The 16,195-nt window shown below is 59.0% G+C and carries 17 protein-coding genes; 2 read left to right on the top strand and 15 right to left on the bottom strand.

Translation table 11 applies throughout. The features are described 5' to 3' along the window. The 8 genes from pabC to ACZRMS_RS22510 all read right to left on the bottom strand — a co-directional run bounded on the left by pabC (position 1) and on the right by ACZRMS_RS22510 (position 6,165). Positions 1-819, bottom strand: coding sequence for an aminodeoxychorismate lyase (gene pabC / locus ACZRMS_RS22475; RefSeq protein WP_463997163.1), 819 nt, complete (start codon positions 817-819; stop codon positions 1-3). Next, positions 819-2,063 carry a beta-ketoacyl-ACP synthase II gene (gene fabF, locus ACZRMS_RS22480; RefSeq protein ID WP_463997134.1) on the bottom strand — a complete coding sequence of 415 codons (1,245 nt, stop codon included), beginning with the start codon at positions 2,061-2,063 and terminating at the stop codon, positions 819-821. Before fabF ends, pabC begins: the two co-directional genes overlap by 1 nt. 110 nt (positions 2,064-2,173) lie before the next feature. Beyond that, positions 2,174-2,410, bottom strand: coding sequence for an acyl carrier protein (gene acpP / locus ACZRMS_RS22485; RefSeq protein ID WP_016779952.1), 237 nt, complete (start codon positions 2,408-2,410; stop codon positions 2,174-2,176). Between the two features lie 191 nt (positions 2,411-2,601). Then, a complete protein-coding gene (gene fabG, locus ACZRMS_RS22490; RefSeq protein ID WP_048358801.1) occupies positions 2,602-3,345 on the bottom strand; it encodes a 3-oxoacyl-ACP reductase FabG in 744 nt (247 codons plus the stop codon). Between the two features lie 16 nt (positions 3,346-3,361). After that, complete coding sequence (fabD, locus tag ACZRMS_RS22495; protein ID WP_463997135.1) at positions 3,362-4,300, bottom strand: ACP S-malonyltransferase; 939 nt, start codon at positions 4,298-4,300, stop codon at positions 3,362-3,364. 126 nt (positions 4,301-4,426) lie between these two features. Beyond that, the gene (plsX, locus tag ACZRMS_RS22500) at positions 4,427-5,437 is read right to left on the bottom strand and encodes a phosphate acyltransferase PlsX (protein ID WP_463997136.1); all 1,011 of its coding nucleotides are present in this window, start codon (positions 5,435-5,437) and stop codon (positions 4,427-4,429) included. 4 nt (positions 5,438-5,441) lie between these two features. After that, on the bottom strand, positions 5,442-5,624 hold the full coding sequence (rpmF, locus tag ACZRMS_RS22505) for a 50S ribosomal protein L32 (protein ID WP_003442519.1): 183 nt from the start codon (positions 5,622-5,624) through the stop codon (positions 5,442-5,444). A gap of 13 nt (positions 5,625-5,637) precedes the next feature. After that, a complete protein-coding gene (locus ACZRMS_RS22510; protein ID WP_463997137.1) occupies positions 5,638-6,165 on the bottom strand; it encodes a YceD family protein in 528 nt (175 codons plus the stop codon). A gap of 105 nt (positions 6,166-6,270) precedes the next feature. On the opposite strand from ACZRMS_RS22510, the gene ACZRMS_RS22515 reads away from it, so the two are divergent. After that, entirely contained in the window at positions 6,271-6,849 is a 579-nt protein-coding gene (locus ACZRMS_RS22515; RefSeq protein WP_463997138.1) for a Maf family protein, read from the top strand. A 72-nt stretch (positions 6,850-6,921) separates the two neighbouring features. On the opposite strand, the gene ACZRMS_RS22520 is transcribed toward ACZRMS_RS22515, so the two are convergent. From ACZRMS_RS22520 to rluC, 3 genes are read right to left on the bottom strand one after another with little or no spacing between them, the layout of a single operon-like run. Then, a complete protein-coding gene (locus ACZRMS_RS22520; RefSeq protein ID WP_463997139.1) occupies positions 6,922-7,911 on the bottom strand; it encodes a S49 family peptidase in 990 nt (329 codons plus the stop codon). A 20-nt stretch (positions 7,912-7,931) separates the two neighbouring features. Further along, positions 7,932-8,597, bottom strand: a complete 666-nt coding sequence (locus ACZRMS_RS22525) for an HAD-IA family hydrolase (RefSeq protein WP_463997140.1) — start codon at positions 8,595-8,597, stop codon at positions 7,932-7,934. Further along, positions 8,584-9,543 carry a 23S rRNA pseudouridine(955/2504/2580) synthase RluC gene (gene rluC, locus ACZRMS_RS22530; RefSeq protein WP_048358808.1) on the bottom strand — a complete coding sequence of 320 codons (960 nt, stop codon included), beginning with the start codon at positions 9,541-9,543 and terminating at the stop codon, positions 8,584-8,586. The genes ACZRMS_RS22525 and rluC overlap by 14 nt, the downstream gene beginning before the upstream one ends. A 701-nt stretch (positions 9,544-10,244) precedes the next feature. On the opposite strand from rluC, the gene rne reads away from it, so the two are divergent. Further along, positions 10,245-13,493 carry a ribonuclease E gene (gene rne, locus ACZRMS_RS22535; RefSeq protein ID WP_463997141.1) on the top strand — a complete coding sequence of 1,083 codons (3,249 nt, stop codon included), beginning with the start codon at positions 10,245-10,247 and terminating at the stop codon, positions 13,491-13,493. A 75-nt stretch (positions 13,494-13,568) separates the two neighbouring features. On the opposite strand, the gene ACZRMS_RS22540 is transcribed toward rne, so the two are convergent. Genes ACZRMS_RS22540 through ACZRMS_RS22555 form a run of 4 tightly spaced genes read right to left on the bottom strand, consistent with a single transcriptional unit; the run spans position 13,569 to position 16,178 of the window. Continuing rightward, entirely contained in the window at positions 13,569-14,180 is a 612-nt protein-coding gene (locus tag ACZRMS_RS22540) for a transglycosylase SLT domain-containing protein (protein ID WP_463997142.1), read from the bottom strand. A gap of 35 nt (positions 14,181-14,215) precedes the next feature. Further along, positions 14,216-15,235 carry a UDP-N-acetylmuramate dehydrogenase gene (gene murB / locus ACZRMS_RS22545; RefSeq protein ID WP_463997143.1) on the bottom strand — a complete coding sequence of 340 codons (1,020 nt, stop codon included), beginning with the start codon at positions 15,233-15,235 and terminating at the stop codon, positions 14,216-14,218. Then, on the bottom strand, positions 15,232-15,996 hold the full coding sequence (kdsB, locus tag ACZRMS_RS22550; RefSeq protein ID WP_463997144.1) for a 3-deoxy-manno-octulosonate cytidylyltransferase: 765 nt from the start codon (positions 15,994-15,996) through the stop codon (positions 15,232-15,234). The genes murB and kdsB overlap by 4 nt, the downstream gene beginning before the upstream one ends. Continuing rightward, the gene (locus ACZRMS_RS22555; RefSeq protein WP_086796064.1) at positions 15,993-16,178 is read right to left on the bottom strand and encodes a Trm112 family protein; all 186 of its coding nucleotides are present in this window, start codon (positions 16,176-16,178) and stop codon (positions 15,993-15,995) included. The genes kdsB and ACZRMS_RS22555 overlap by 4 nt, the downstream gene beginning before the upstream one ends. Positions 16,179-16,195: the final 17 nt, after the last annotated feature.

Genomic DNA, 16,195 nt, shown 5'->3' on the forward strand with positions numbered 1-16,195 from the left:
TCAAACATCCAATAGGGTGCGAGCAATGCCTTGCAGTTTACGGGTGAGTGGCCCCACCGGCCAGCTCAGGTCTGCAAATGCGCGTACGGGCCAAACGCCATACACGCTGTTGCAGAGGAAGAGTTCATCGGCCTGCAGCAGCTGCGCAAGGCTGATGTCTGTGACTTGACAAGGGATGGCCAGGCGCACGGCCTCAGCCAGCAGTGCAGCCCGCATCACGCCGGCCACGCCGCAACGGTGCAGGTCGGCAGTCATCAAGACGCCGTCTCGCACCATAAACAGATTGCTGAATACCCCTTCAATCACACGGCCCGAGGTGTCGCGCATCAAGCCCTCGGCGTAGGCCGGGTCTTGCCATTCGGAGCGCGCAATCACCTGTTCGAGTCGATTGAGGTGTTTGAGCCCCGCCAACAGCGGTTGCTCGGCTAAACGGGTGGCACAGTCAAACAGTGCAATACCTTGCTGCGCGTAGGCATCAGGGTAAGCCGCCGCCGGACTGGCTTGCAGGATTCTTCGAGGCTTGGCCTCGGGGGACGCGCCATAACCACGCAGGCTATCGCCACGGGTCAGGATGAGCTTGAGCACGCCCTCGCCCATCGCTTGCGCATAAGCCAGCAACTCGCTGCGAATCAAGGACTGATCCGCAGCAATCACCAGCCTGGAACACCCCTGCGCCAGACGCTGCAGATGCAGCTCCAGCAGCAAGGGTTGCCCGGCCTTGACAGCGATGGTCTCAAACAGACCATCGCCATAGGCCAGCCCACGGTCTTTAAGCGACGCCAGAGCGTTCGCCGGTTGACCGTCGACCCAGCTTTGCATCACTCGGCGTACCGGCGGAAAACCAGCGAGCCGTTGGTACCGCCAAACCCGAAGGAGTTGGACAACACTACATCGATCGGCATCTCCCGCGCGGTGTGCGGCACGAAGTCCAGGTCGCAGCCCTCATCGGGCTCATCGAGGTTGATGGTCGGCGGCGCAATCTGGCTGTTGATCGCCAGCACGCTGAAGATCGCCTCAACTGCGCCCGCCGCGCCCAACAGGTGACCGGTCATGGACTTGGTCGAGCTCACGGCCAGGTTGTAGGCGTGGTCGCCAAACACCGACTTGATCGCCGAGACTTCTGCCAGGTCACCGGCAGGTGTCGAGGTACCGTGGGCATTGATGTACTGCACTTGATCAGGGCTGATCTGCGCATCACGCAAGGCATTGGTGATGCAGCGTGCAGCACCCGCCCCGTCAGCCGGAGGCGAGGTCATGTGGTACGCGTCACCGCTCATCCCGAAGCCGATCAGCTCGGCGTAGATGGTCGCGCCACGCGCCTTGGCATGCTCAAGCTCTTCGAGCACCAGCGCACCGGCACCGTCAGACAGAACGAAGCCATCACGGCCTTTGTCCCACGGACGGCTGGCACGGGTCGGGTCGTCGTTACGGGTCGACAATGCACGCGAGGCACCAAAGCCGCCCATGCCCAGACCGCAGGCAGCCATTTCGGCACCGCCGGCAATCATTACATCGGCTTCGCCGTAGGCAATGTTGCGTGCCGCCATGCCGATGCAGTGCGTACCGGTGGTACAGGCTGTCGCAATGGCGTAGTTAGGCCCCTGTGTACCCAAATGGATGGACAGAAAACCGGAAATCATATTGATGATCGAGCCTGGCACGAAGAACGGGGAAATCCGTCGCGGGCCTTGCTCATGCAGGGTACGGCTGGTTTCTTCGATATTGGTCAAACCGCCAATACCCGACCCCATTGCCACACCGATGCGCTCACGATTGGCGTCCGTGACTTCCAGGCCGGAATTGCGCACAGCCTGAAACCCGGCTGCCAGACCGTATTGAATAAACAGGTCAAGTTTTCGGGATTCTTTGATGGAGAGGTAATCCTCAACATTAAAGCCCTGTACCGAGCCGCCAAAACGGGTGGAATAGGCAGAAAGATCCGTGTGTTCGATCAGACCAATGCCACTTCGGCCTGCCAGAATGCCTTGCCAGGTGCTAGGTACATCCGCACCCAGTGGCGACAACATCCCCATACCGGTGACTACGACGCGTCTACGCGACACAGCACTCTCCTTTTTCTATTGACGACACTTTGCATCACACCTAAAGAAAAAACCGCACGCCAGAGCGGCAGTGCGGTTTTTCCATGACAGCAAGCAACGATTACAAACTATTACGCCTGGTGGCTAGTAACGTAATCGATAGCTGCTTGTACAGTAGTGATCTTTTCAGCTTCTTCGTCAGGAATTTCAGTCTCGAATTCCTCTTCCAGAGCCATCACAAGCTCAACGGTGTCAAGGGAGTCGGCACCCAGGTCTTCAACGAAGGAAGCGGCATTGGTCACTTCTTCTTCTTTAACGCCCAGTTGCTCGGCTACGATTTTCTTGACGCGTTCTTCGATGGTGCTCATACCTTGTTTTCACTCCTAATGGACAAATTCAGGCAGCTGGCCAGTGGGCAAGTGTATCGAAAGGCTTTTCGGTTTTTCAACTGAAAGCTTTGCACTCACCTCACAACAACCAGCTGCCTATAAAAAGATTGCAGCTTTATAACGGATTTTAGACAGCTCGTATGACATTTTTTTGAAGCAATCCGTCACATTTAACTCATGTACATCCCGCCGTTGACCGGAATTGTAGCTCCAGTCACGTAAGCTGCACCGTCCGAAGCCAGGAAAGAGACCACACTGGCGATCTCTTGTGCCTGGCCCAGGCGGCCCAGCGGAATCTGTGCCTGCAAAGCTTCACGCTGTGCTTCCGGTAGCTCGCGGGTCATATCAGTATCGATAAACCCTGGTGCTACCGAGTTGACGGTGATCGAGCGCGAGCCCACTTCACGCGCCAGCGCACGGCTGAAACCTTCGAGGCCGGCCTTGGCAGCGGCATAGTTTACTTGGCCTGCGTTGCCCATGGCACCCACAACAGAGCCAATACTGATAATTCGTCCCCAACGGGCCTTGGTCATGCCGCGCAAAACACCCTTGGACAGGCGAAACAGACTGTTCAGGTTGGTATCGATAACGTCATGCCACTCGCCATCTTTCATGCGCATCATCAGGTTATCGCGGGTGATACCGGCATTATTGACCAGGATCGCCGGCGCGCCGAACTGTTCCTGAATGCTGGCCAACACCGCCGCGACTGATTCGTCGCTGGTGACATTGAGTTCCATGCCGGTACCCTGAATACCGTTTTCCTTCAGCGTGGCAGCAATGCGCTCAGCACCGGAAGCAGAAGTCGCAGTGCCGATGACAACGGCGCCCTGACGACCCAATTCCAGCGCGATAGCCTGGCCAATGCCACGGCTTGCGCCTGTTACCAGTGCAACTTTACCTTGCAAGCTCATGCAGGCTTCTCCTAATTCAGACCAGTGCCGCGCGTGCGGCAGCGAAGGCATCCGGGGTATTCAAGTTGTGGGTCGTTACGCCTTCGGCGCAACGCTTGCTGATGCCGACCAGGACCTTGCCCGGACCGCACTCAACCAATTCAACCGGGCCGTTGGCCGCCAGGCATTGAACCGACTCAACCCAGCGCACAGGCTTGTACAGCTGCTCAAGCAAGTCGCGCTTGAGAGTGTCCAGATCGGCTGCAACACCGGCGCTGACGTTTTGTACCAGCGGGATCGATGGCATTTTCCAGTCGATAGCCTCGATGGACTCGGCAAAACGCTCAGCCGCCGGGCGCATCAGCTCACAGTGCGACGGTACGCTGACCGGCAGCGGCAAGGCACGCTTGGCACCTGCTGCCTTGCACAGTTCCATGGCACGCTCGACAGCTGCCTTGGCGCCTGCAATCACGACCTGGCCTGGCGAGTTGAAGTTCACCGCGCTGACCACTTCACCCTGCGCCGCTTCGGCACAGGCCTGCAGGACAACAGCATCGTCCAGGCCCAGGATCGCCGCCATGGCGCCCTGCCCTGCCGGCACTGCTTCTTGCATCAGTTGGCCGCGGCGCTCTACCAGCTTGACCGCTTCGGCCAGCGTCAGGCACTCGGCAGCCACCAGCGCGCTGTACTCGCCCAGGCTGTGGCCTGCAACGAAGTCCGGGCGCTTGCCGCCTTCGGCCAGCCACAGACGCCACAAGGCGATCGAAGCCGTCAGAATGGCAGGCTGGGTAATATCTGTGCTGTTCAGTTTTTCTGCCGGACCCTCTTGGGTCACCGCCCACAGGTCGTAACCCAGGGCATCGGAAGCTTCCTTGAACGTATCAATGACCAGCGGATGAGCCGCGCCCAGCTCGGCCAACATGCCGAGGGACTGCGAACCCTGCCCTGGAAAGACGAATGCGAGGGATGTAGACATATAACAAGCCCCTAATGATCTTGTCGTCGGAGAATTGACGCCCTGCCGTAGCGGGCGCAAGAAACTGACAGTTGGATGGCTGATTGGACCGAGCGGTCACATTTAAGCACTCGCGCGGCAAAACGCCTACGGCAACAACCCTTCAAGGCGTCCATACAAACGCTTTGGCAGGTCTTCATGGATTTCAATCAATGCGCGCTCTATCGCACTCTGAAAGCCCTGAGCACCTGCCGAACCGTGACTTTTCACAACAATGCCCTGCAACCCGAGAAAACTCGCGCCATTATGCCGCGCAGGCGCCAGATCGGACTGCAAACGCCGCATCAACGGCAACGCCAGCACGCCCACGCACCGACTGAACAGCGTGCGCCGGAAGACCGCCTCAAGCCGGCTCGAAATCATCGTCGCCAGGCCTTCGCTGGATTTGAGCATGATATTGCCTACAAATCCGTCGCACACCACCACATCAGCTTCGCCACGGTACACACCATCACCTTCGACAAATCCGATGTAATTCAACCCCGTCGCTGCCTGCAACAAGGCAGCAGCTTCCTTGACCTGCTGGTTGCCCTTGACGTCCTCGGTGCCGATATTGAGCAAGGCAACCCGCGGACGAGACACACCCAGCGCCTGCGCCGCCACAGACCCCATCACCGCAAACTGGAACAACTGCTGAGCAGTGCAATCGACATTGGCCCCCAGATCCAGCAACTGACAGTAGCCGGTCTGGGTCGGAACCGCCGCCACCATCGCCGGGCGGTCAATCCCCGGCAAGGTCTTGAGCACATGCCGCGACAGCGCCATCAGAGCACCGGTATTGCCAGAACTCACACACGCCTGCACCTTGCCATCACGCAACAACTCCAGCGCAACACGCATGGACGAGTCAGGCTTGCCGCGCAAGGCGTGCGAAGGCCGCTCGTGCATGGCGATGACTTCTGATGCGGGAGTAATGGTCAGGCGCGCGCGATCCACAGCCGAATGGCCAGCGATCAGTTCTTCAAGTATGGAGGGTTGACCGACGAGGGTCAGATACAGCGAGGGGGTAGCAGACAGGCAAGCAATAGAGGCCTGAACAATGCTGCGGGGACCGAAGTCCCCGCCCATTGCGTCGATCGCGATGACCTGAGCGGACAAGTGATTACTCGTCAGCGCCCTTGTCGATCACTTTACGACCACGGTATACGCCTTCTGGCGATACGTGGTGACGCAGGTGAATTTCACCGGTGGTTTTTTCTACAGACAAAGTGCTAGCCGAAAGAGCATCGTGCGAACGACGCATGTCACGGGCAGAGCGGGATTTTTTGTTCTGCTGAACAGCCATAATTAATTAACTCCTAAACGTTTGGGTCACGCTTTAACTGCGCCAATACACTGAACGGGTTGGACCGCGTTACCTCGTCCTCGCCTGGATCGGGCTCATCGAGACCCGCCGGCTGCTGGCATTCTTCCGGATGATGAGCAGGCACAATGGGCAAGGCAAGCAAAAGCTCTTCCTCGATCAGTGCCAGCAGATCCAAAGGATCTTCGCCCAGTTCCAGCACGTCATAACCTTGCGGTAACGACTGGGTATTTGCACCCTCCTTCACCACAGCATAACTGCACTCGCTGTGGATCGGCAGGGTGACCAGCTCAAGACAGCGCTGGCAAACCATTTTGACTTCGGCGTCGATAGAGCTGTGGATGACCACAGATCTACGTTCATCTCGTTCAAAAATAAACTTCGCCTGGACCACACCGACAGTGTCGGAAAGCGGGTCGCAGAGTCTCTCCAAATCAGCCAGCAGCACTTCACCTTGAAGGGTAGTGCCACGATCAGCTAATTTGCGCGGGTCAACGTGAGGTGGAATCGGGTCATTCAACATAGGCGCAGCATTCTAGGGACGACCCCCTCACCTGTCAAAGGAAATTGTGCCTGTGCGACATCCCGTACGCCCGTTAGAATCTGCAACCGCCCACAGGAGTTGCGCATGCTGCCTTTATTACTCGCTTCAAGCTCGGTTTATCGCCGCGATTTACTGGCTCGCCTGCGCCTGCCTTTCAGCTGCAGTTCACCCGACATCGACGAAAGCCGCCGCCCTGGCGAGACTGCTGTCGAACTGGTCAAGCGCCTGTCCCTGGAGAAAGCCCGGGCACTGGCCGCCAGCCACCCAAACCACCTGATCATTGGCTCGGACCAGGTCGCAGTCCTCGACGGACAGATCATCGGCAAGCCCCACACCTACGACAAGGCGCACCAGCAACTGACCCGCGCAAGCGGAGCCAGCGTCAGCTTCCTGACCGGCCTGACCCTGCTCAACAGCCAGACCGGGCACCAGCAGACCGACTGCATCCCCTTCACCGTGCACATGCGCACACTGAGCCCAGAGCAGATCCGGCGCTACCTGCTCGCAGAGGAGCCCTACGACTGCGCTGGCAGCTTCAAGGCCGAAGGCCTGGGCGTGAGCTTGTTTCAACGCACCGAAGGCGATGACGCCACCAGCCTGGTCGGCCTGCCACTGATTCGCCTGGTGGACATGCTGCTCACCGAAGGCGTCGACACCCCCTGAGCGAAATCTGCGTTAAACGCACATAAAAAAACCGGCCCTTCACGGGCCGGTTTTTTTTCAAGCACTCGTCAATCAGCGCAGGGTAGGCCCTTGAAAGCCCATCCACATCGCCAATTGCTCAGCCACACTCGCACCGAGTTTTTTCGAGAAGCGATCAAACGCCGATTCCTGGACCGTAAAGTCCACCAGCTCTTTTGCGCCGACCACATCACGGGCAACCGAACTGGCATTGCCCAGCCCGTCGATCAAACCCAGCGGCAGCGCTTGCTGACCCGTCCAGACCAGCCCCGAGAACAACTCCGGGTGCTCCTTGTCCTTCAGGCGATCGCCACGCCCCTGCTTGACGCTGGCAATGAACTGCTCGTGCGTCACATTCAGGACGCCTTGCCAGAACTTGGTTTCGTCCGGCTTTTCAGGCTCAAACGGATCCAGAAATGCCTTGTGCTCGCCCGACGTGTAAGCGCGACGCTGAATGCCCAGCTTGTCCATTGCACCGACAAAACCGAAGCCTGCCGCCGTCACGCCAATCGAACCCACCAGACTGGCTTTGTCCGCGTAGATCTCATCTGCGGCACTGGCAATGTAATAAGCGCCGGAAGCCCCCAGATCGGAGATCACCGCATACACCTTGGTATCGGGGTGCAGACCGCGCAAACGACGGATTTCATCATAGACATAACCCGACTGCACCGGACTGCCGCCCGGGCTGTTGATGCGCAGCACCACACCCTTGACCCGCGGATCTTCGAACGCAGCCTGCAGACTGGTGACCAGGTTATCGGCACTGGCCGGCTCCTTGTCGGCAATCGGACCACGCACATCAATCAGCGCGGTATAGCTGGAGCCACTGATCGCACTCCGCTCCACACTCAGCAGCGGCGTAAACAGCATCAACACCCCGATCAGATAGCAGAACGTAAGCACCTTGAAGAAGATGCCCCAGCGACGCGCACGGCGCTGCTCCTGAATACCCGCCAACAAGGTCTTTTCCAGCAACTTCCAGCTCTTGTCATCACCGACAGCCGACTCAGCCTCAGAAGGCGCCTTCCATTGATCAACCATGCACTACCCCAGCAAAGACTTTAATAAACCTGACGTTCCAGCCAAGCGCGCAATTCGGGAAAACTGCCAATCGCCAGCCTGGGCTCAAACGTGAGCAAGCGCTCCATCGACTGAGCACCATAGCCTACCGCAACAGAATCGATACCCGCATTGCGCGCCATCAGCAAATCAAACGAAGCATCACCCACCATCAATGCCTGGTCCGGGCGCACATCGCAATGGGCCAGAATCTGGTTCAGCATCAAGGGATCCGGCTTGCTCGCCGTCTCATCCGCCGCACGGGTGATGTCGAAAAAATCTTCCCAACCGTGAGCCCCGAGCACACGATCAAGCCCCCGACGCGCCTTGCCTGTTGCAACCGCCAGGCGATAACCCTGCTCACGAAAGGCTTCAAGCGACTCCTTGACCCCGGCAAACAACGGGGAAGGCTCAGCATCCATGGCGATGTACACATCGGCATAGTGCTGACGAAAGGCAATGACCTGCTCAGCGGTCATGTCGGGATAAAGCGTCAGGATCGCCTCGGGCAATCCCAGCCCGATAATCCCCTTGACCGCAGGCGCATCGCGCTCAGGCCGACCCGAACGCTGCGCAGCAACCTGCATTGCGGTGACAATACGACCGATGGAGTCAGCCAGCGTGCCATCCCAGTCAAAGATCAGCAGCTTGTACTCAGTAGGGGACACTCAGTCGCTCCACGGTCTTGGCCCACATTTCGTCAACAGGGGCCTGGAATTTCATTTCACTGCCATCGGGCATCGGCACCGTCAGCATGTAGGCATGCAGGAACAGCCGTTTGCCGCCCAGGTCACGGATTTCCTTGGAGAACCCTTCATCGCCGTATTTGGTATCACCGGCAATGCAGTGCCCGGCATGCAAGGTGTGCACGCGGATCTGGTGAGTACGGCCAGTGATCGGCCTGGCTTCAACCATGGTTGCAAAATCACCGAAGCGGCGCAGCACCTTGAACACGGTGACCGACTCTTTGCCCTCTTCGTTGACTTCAACCATGCGCTCGCCGGAACGCAGATTGCTCTTCATCAACGGCGCACGTACCTGCTTGATCGAAGCTGCCCAGTTGCCACGAACCAGCGCCATGTAGCGCTTGTCGATACCGTCGCCGCGCAGCGCTTCATGCAAGTGGCGCAACATGCTGCGCTTTTTGGCAATCATCAACAGCCCGGACGTATCGCGGTCCAGGCGATGCACCAGTTCCAGCTCCTTGGCGTCGGGACGCATCTGACGAAAGGCTTCAATCACGCCGAACGTCAGGCCGCTGCCGCCATGCACGGCAATACCCGCGGGCTTGTTCAATACAATCAGCGCCTTGTCTTCATAGACAATGGCCGCCTCAAGACGCAGCAGCAAACCTTGCGCCACAGGCACCGGCTCGTCGCGCTCGGGCACACGAACCGGCGGTACGCGCACAATATCGCCCGCCTGCAGCTTGTACTCGGGTTTGATCCGCCCCTTGTTCACACGCACTTCGCCTTTACGCAAAATGCGGTAAATCAAGGTCTTGGGAACACCCTTGAGCCGTGCAAGTAGAAAGTTGTCGATGCGTTGGCCGGCATATTCCGGCGAGACCTCAAGCAGCTGGACGCTGGGGGTCGGGGGGGTAGTCGTCGTCATGCCGCGGATGATAACAATTTTTTATGGAATTGAAGCACTTAATCATTGCTGCTATAGTCGCGAACGCCGCCAAAAGCGGCCTGGACAGCGGATTAACGGTGTATCACCGGCCCTGACCAACGCTCTTAACAAGGACGCGAGGCCGTCCTACGGGGCTTTTGCTGCATACGCAATACCTGGAGTTGTAACGAGCGCAGGTGACATGAGGCCTGAAGCGAGCCTGGAAAGCAGAGTGAAAACTCGCCTTTTACGCCGATATTCACGGCCAGTTCACAAAGTGCAGTCAGCTACTGGCATTTCGAGCGAATGCTTCGGAAACATCGCCTTTATTAGCCATGATGCGTGAACTCCCCTTTTGGAGAACACGGTAAATGCCAACCCGCTGCGGATTCTGCGCGCGGCAGCACCCGAATTATCAAGGATAGGTGTAGGGTGGAGATGCACAACCGCCGGACTGTGTAGCACTAGGCTTTATCAAGACGCTTCATCTCGTCCACAGCCGCTGTTGATTCCTCCTCCTGACTGAGTGCTTACTTAAGTCACCACAGCAAGCAGGAAGCGTAAGTCGCGACTTCGCCCCCATTGGTCGAACCTCGCTGGACACTGGAGTGGCCAACTACTCCTGACGCACCTGACACCGACCATGAGAAGTCGTGTGTGCCGAACGCCGTTTCCGGTAGCCCGGAAACCGACGGTACAACATGAAAAGAATGCTGATTAACGCAACTCAACCTGAAGAGTTGCGCGTTGCACTGGTAGATGGCCAACGCCTCTATGACCTGGACATCGAGTCGGGTGCCCGCGAGCAGAAGAAAGCCAACATCTACAAAGGCCGTATTACTCGCATAGAACCAAGCCTTGAGGCTGCCTTTGTCGATTTCGGCTCTGAGCGCCACGGCTTCCTGCCCCTTAAGGAAATCTCCCGCGAGTACTTCAAAAAAGCCCCTGAAGGCCGCGTAAACATCAAGGACGTCCTGAGCGAAGGCCAGGAAGTCATCGTGCAGGTCGAGAAAGAAGAACGTGGCAACAAGGGCGCAGCCCTGACCACCTTCATCAGCCTCGCCGGCCGCTATCTCGTGCTGATGCCTAACAACCCGCGTGCTGGCGGTATCTCCCGTCGCATCGAAGGTGAAGAGCGCAACGAACTGCGCGAAGCGCTGAACGGCCTGATCGCCCCTGCCGACATGGGCTTGATCGTGCGCACTGCCGGCCTGGGCCGCAGCAGCGAAGAAATGCAGTGGGACCTCGACTACCTGCTGCAACTGTGGACCGCCATTAAAGAAGCCTCGCTGGATCGCTCCGCGCCATTCCTGATCTATCAGGAAAGCAACGTGATCATCCGCGCTATCCGCGATTACCTGCGCCAGGACATCGGCGAAGTGCTGATCGACAGCGTTGAAGCCCAGGACGAAGCCCTGACCTTCATCCGCCAGGTGATGCCGCAGTACGCCAGCAAAATCAAACTCTACGAAGACAGCGTTCCGCTGTTCAACCGTTTCCAGATCGAAAGCCAGATCGAGACCGCCTTCCAGCGCGTCGTTGAACTGCCTTCCGGCGGTTCCATCGTTATCGACCCGACCGAAGCCCTGGTGTCCATCGACATCAACTCGGCCCGCGCCACCAAAGGCAGCGATATCGAAGAAACCGCACTGCAAACCAACCTTGAAGCGGCTGAAGAAATCGCCCGTCAGTTGCGCCTGCGCGACATCGGCGGCCTGATCGTCATCGACTTCATCGACATGACCCCTGCCAAAAACCAGCGCGCCGTGGAAGAAAAAGTCCGCGAATGCCTGGAAGCAGACCGCGCCCGCGTTCAAGTGGGCCGTATCTCGCGCTTTGGCCTGCTGGAAATGTCCCGCCAACGCCTGCGTCCATCCCTGGGTGAAAGCAGCGGCATCGTTTGCCCACGCTGCAACGGCACCGGCATCATCCGTGATGTTGAGTCGCTGTCGCTGGCCATCCTGCGCCTGATCGAAGAAGAAGCCCTGAAAGACCGCACTGCCGAAGTGCGCGCTCAAGTGCCAATCCCGGTTGCCGCGTTCCTGCTGAACGAAAAACGCAACTCGATCACCAAGATCGAACTGCGCACCCGTGCCCGCATCGTCATCCTGCCGAACGATCACCTCGAAACGCCACACTTCGAAGTTCAGCGTCTGCGCGACGACAGCCCGGAAGCCCACACCAACCAGTCCAGCTATGAAATTGCTGCCGCTGCTGCTGAAGTGGAAGAAGTCCAGCCGGCTGCTGCCACCCGCACCCTGGTTCGCCAGGAAGCCGCGGTTAAAACAGCACCGCCACGCACTTCGGCACCGGTTCCAACCGAAGCCGCCGCTGCGCCAGTTGCACCGGCACCTGCTGCTGCCATCCCCGAGCCAAGCCTGTTCAAAGGCCTGGTCAAGTCGCTGGTCAGCCTGTTCGCCACCAAGGAAGAGCCGCCTGTAGCGCCAGCCGTAACTGAGAAACCAGTTGCCACCGAGCGCCCGGCACGTAACGAAGAGCGTCGCAACGGTCGCCAGCAAAGCCGTAACCGCAACGGTCGCCGTGACGAAGAACGCAAACCGCGCGAAGAGCGTGCACCACGTGAAGAACGTGCTGCTCGCGAACCACGTGAAGAGCGCTCGCCTCGCGAAGAAACACCGGTTGTGGCTCAAGCCCCTCGCGAAGAGCGCGCACCGCGTGCACCCCGTGAAGAGCGTGCACCCCGCGCACCACGCGAAGAGCGCAAACCTCGTGGCGAAGGCCGTGAAGAGCGCGTACGTGAACTGCGCGAGCCACTGGACGCAGCACCTGCCGTTGCTGCTGCCGCAGCCGTAACTGAAGAACGCGCACCGCGCCCGCCTCGTGAAGAACGCCAGCCTCGTGCACCTCGCGAAGAACGCGCTCCACGTGAAGAGCAGGTTGCAGCAGCTGCCGAAGACGAAGAAGTACTGTCCGGCGAAGAGCAGTCCCAGGACGAGAACCAGGACAACGCCGAAGGCGATCGTCCACGTCGCCGCTCCCGTGGCCAGCGTCGTCGCAGCAACCGTCGTGAACGTCAGCGTGACGCCAACGGCGACGTGATTGAAGGCTCGGATGAGAACAGCGAAGAAGGCATCGCCCAAAACGCTCCTGCAACCACCGCTGAAGTCGCTGTTGCTCAAGCCGTGACCGAAGTGGTTGCCAGCCAGATCATCAGCGCACCTGCTGAAGCCCAGGCTCACCAGCAAGCTGAACGCGCAACTGAAGCAACCCAGGAATCAGCCCCGGCCGAAACCGTAGTGGCTGTTGAAGCAGCGCAGGAAGTGACTGCTGCTGTCGAGGCACCTGTTACTCACGCACCAGTTGCTGAAACTCGCGCGGTAGAAACAGCTGCAGTAGAAGCTACCGTTGTTGAAGCGCCGGCCGTAGAAGCCGTAACGCCGGTCGAACTGGTCAAGGCACCTGAAGTTGAAGTGACACCGGTTCAGGAAGCACAGCCTGTAGCCGAACCTGCTCCAGTGGTAGAAGCACCTGTTGTTGCTCCGGAGCCTGTCATCGAAGCTGCGGCAGAAACCCGGACAGTCGAAACTGCAACTGTTGAAGCGACTATCGTTGAAACAGCAGCCGTCGAGACTCCGGCCTTCGAAAAACCCCGGGAAGCCCGTGTAGTACGCGAGCCAGTTGCAGAGCCGGCGCCTGTCGTCGCAGCAGAACCTGCCGCCCCTGAAGTGGTAGCCGTTGAAGCTGTGGTCGAGACCGTAGTCACTCAGCAGCCAGCTCCAGTTGAAGCGGTAGTGACGGCTGAAGTGGTAGAAGTCGTGGTTGCCGCTCCGGCTGCCGTCGCCCTGCCAAGCAATGGTCGTGCACCTAACGACCCGCGCGAAGTGCGTCGCCGCAAGCGTGAAGAGGCTGCTGCAGCCGCCGCTGCCGCTGCCGCTGCCGCTGCTCAGGCACCCGCCCAGGAAGAACACGAGTCCAAACCCCTCGCGTAATTCCACAGGCCATTAAAAAGCCCCGCCAGTTCTGAACTGGCGGGGCTTTTTTTATACGCGGGATTCAGACATCGATCAGAAGAACCAGAACGTGCGGCGACCTCTCTCCAGCTCACCGCGACACTGCCCCAGCTGCGCACCATAGGTCTTGGCCTGCTGCTCGACTTTGCGGGCCACCTGCATCAACCAGGGTTTGGCGCGGTAGGTATTGCGGCTGTAACCGCCCCTGCCCTCGTGATACGCCAGGTACTGGTTATATGTATCCCACTTGGAGATCCCCAACTGCTGCTGGGTTCCGGCGGCGTACCAGCCGATAAACATGATGGCATCATCAAAGTTGTCGCGAGAGCCTGAACTGCCCATGCTTCTTTCAAAGTCGCTCCATGCCGGCGGCTGAGCCTGCGCATAGCCGTAGGACGGACTGACCCTTCCCCACGGGATAACCCACAGAAGGTAGGCGCGGGGCGGAAGTGCGTCGGCGACAAAGCTGCTTTCCTGCTTCATGATTGCCATCGCAACATGAACAGGCGTACCCCAGCGACTCTGCATCGCTACCGAGTCCTTGTACCAGGCCGGGTATTGACGATAGATATTGCACAGATTGTTTTGATCTTTGGGCGGTGCGGTGACACAACCGGTTAACGTCACCAGTGCCAGCGCCAGCGCCCCTGCCGGTATTCGATTCATTAATATTCCAGACCGGGAAACAGGCACTCAAGCCACTAATACAGGTTAGGCTCCATCTCCAGCTGCACCGCGAAGCGCTGCTCGATGTCAGCCTGAATACGCTGCGCAAGGGCCAGCAACTGCAAGCCGGTAGCCGAACCATAGTTGACCAGTACCAGCGACTGCAGACGATGCACGCCGGCATCAGCCTCACGAAAACCCTTCCAGCCCGCAGCTTCGATCAGCCAGCCCGCCGCCAGCTTCACCCGCCCATCGGCTTGTGGATAGCCAATCATGCCGGGATGCGCCAGCTTCAGCTCAGCGGCCAGGGTGGCAGACACCACAGGGTTTTTGAAAAAACTGCCCGCATTGCCCAGCACTGCCGGGTCCGGGAGCTTCTCGCTGCGGATACTGCTGATTGCGCGACTCACATCGCTGGCCGTCGGCTGGTCGATGCCCTGCTCACTGAGGCGCTGACGCACAGGACCGTACTCCAGGTGCAGGCTTGCAGCACGGCTGAGGGCGAATCTCACCCGCAGAATCAGCCAGCGCCCTGCCTGCTGTTTGAACAGGCTGTCACGATAGCCAAAGTTGCACTCGGCCAAGGTGAAATCGCGCAGCTCGCCGGTTTGGCGATCCAGTGCGGTGAGCCCTGCAAACACGTCCTTGATCTCAACCCCGTAAGCGCCAATATTCTGCATCGGCGCAGCCCCCACGGTTCCGGGTATCAAGCTGAGGTTTTCAAGGCCTGACAGGCCTTGTTCAAGGGTCCACAGCACAAAGGAATGCCACACCTCGCCCGCTTCGGCCTCGACCACCACGCGCTCGCCGTCATCTTCCAGCAAGCGAATGCCACGACTGGCCATGCGCAGAACCAATGCCGTGACATTGCCGGTGAGCAACAGGTTGCTGCCGCCGCCAATGACCAGCAACGGCAGTTTGCGATCCGCTGCATACAGCAACGCCTCACGCACATCGGCATCGGTATGGGCTTGCGCAAACAGGCTCGCCGTCACATCAACGCCAAAGCTGTTGAAGGGCTTGAGTGATGCATTGACCTGAACGTTCAAACTCATGACTCCAGCAAACGCCGAACGCGTTCAAGGTCTTCAACGGTATCAACGCCGGCAGGCGGCGCTTCGAGCACATCGGCCACGTGAATCCGCACCCCATGCCAGAGGGCTCGCAGCTGCTCTAGGCGCTCGGTATTTTCCAGCCAGCAAGGGCCCCAGCTCACGAAGTCATGCAGGAAACCCGCACGATAGGCGTAAATGCCGATATGCCGGCGATAAGGCACGCCGGCCGGCAGTTGGGCCGGGTTCCGGGCAAACTCATCCCGGGCCCAAGGCAATGTGGCCCGGCTGAATGTCAGCGCCAGGCCATTGATGTCACTGACCACCTTGACCACATTGGGATTGAACAGCGTCTCGGCGTCTTCAATCGGCTCGGCCAGTGTGGCCATGCTCGCTTCGCTGTGGGCGGCCAGGTTGACGGCCACCTGATCGATCACCTGCGGCGGGATCATGGGCTCGTCACCCTGGACATTGACCACGATGGCATCGTTGGCCAGCCCCAGTTGCGTAGCCACTTCGGCCAGACGGTCGGTGCCCGACTCGTGATCGGCACGGGTCAGCAACACCTCGGCGCCGAACGCCTTGCAAGCCTCGACAATGCGCACATCGTCAGTGGCAACCACCACGCGCTGCGCGCTGCTTTTACAGGCTTGTTCCCAGACGTGCTGGACCATCGGCTTGCCGGCGATCATTTGCAGCGGCTTGCCGGGCAAACGGGTCGAGGCAAAGCGCGACGGGATAACGACTGTGAAAACCGGAATCATTTATCCAGACGCTCTTCTGCGGTAAGGGTGCGGGCTTCGGTTTCGAGCATTACCGGAATGCCATCACGAATCGGGTATGCCAGACCGGCGCCTTTGCTGATCAGCTCGGTTTTATCGGCGCTGAGCTTGAGCGGGCCTTTGCAAACAGGACAAGCAAGGATATCGAGCAGTTTGGTGTCCATAAGGGTTCCCCTGGATA

The organism is Pseudomonas sp. B424 (assembly GCF_055408345.1).

Excerpts from the sequence above, each read along its gene's own strand:
- ACZRMS_RS22510 (WP_463997137.1), bottom strand. The coding sequence starts at position 6,165 with ATGTTGAATGACCCGATTCCACCTCACGTTGACCCGCGCAAATTAGCT.
- fabD (WP_463997135.1), bottom strand. The coding sequence starts at position 4,300 with ATGTCTACATCCCTCGCATTCGTCTTTCCAGGGCAGGGTTCGCAGTCC.
- ACZRMS_RS22540 (WP_463997142.1), bottom strand. The coding sequence starts at position 14,180 with ATGAATCGAATACCGGCAGGGGCGCTGGCGCTGGCACTGGTGACGTTA.
- rpmF (WP_003442519.1), bottom strand. The coding sequence starts at position 5,624 with ATGGCTGTTCAGCAGAACAAAAAATCCCGCTCTGCCCGTGACATGCGT.
- ACZRMS_RS22515 (WP_463997138.1), top strand. The coding sequence starts at position 6,271 with ATGCTGCCTTTATTACTCGCTTCAAGCTCGGTTTATCGCCGCGATTTA.
- pabC (WP_463997163.1), bottom strand. The coding sequence starts at position 819 with ATGCAAAGCTGGGTCGACGGTCAACCGGCGAACGCTCTGGCGTCGCTT.
- acpP (WP_016779952.1), bottom strand. The coding sequence starts at position 2,410 with ATGAGCACCATCGAAGAACGCGTCAAGAAAATCGTAGCCGAGCAACTG.
- kdsB (WP_463997144.1), bottom strand. The coding sequence starts at position 15,996 with ATGATTCCGGTTTTCACAGTCGTTATCCCGTCGCGCTTTGCCTCGACC.
- ACZRMS_RS22555 (WP_086796064.1), bottom strand. The coding sequence starts at position 16,178 with ATGGACACCAAACTGCTCGATATCCTTGCTTGTCCTGTTTGCAAAGGC.
- fabG (WP_048358801.1), bottom strand. The coding sequence starts at position 3,345 with ATGAGCTTGCAAGGTAAAGTTGCACTGGTAACAGGCGCAAGCCGTGGC.
- murB (WP_463997143.1), bottom strand. The coding sequence starts at position 15,235 with ATGAGTTTGAACGTTCAGGTCAATGCATCACTCAAGCCCTTCAACAGC.
- rluC (WP_048358808.1), bottom strand. The coding sequence starts at position 9,543 with ATGACGACGACTACCCCCCCGACCCCCAGCGTCCAGCTGCTTGAGGTC.
- rne (WP_463997141.1), top strand. The coding sequence starts at position 10,245 with ATGAAAAGAATGCTGATTAACGCAACTCAACCTGAAGAGTTGCGCGTT.
- ACZRMS_RS22520 (WP_463997139.1), bottom strand. The coding sequence starts at position 7,911 with ATGGTTGATCAATGGAAGGCGCCTTCTGAGGCTGAGTCGGCTGTCGGT.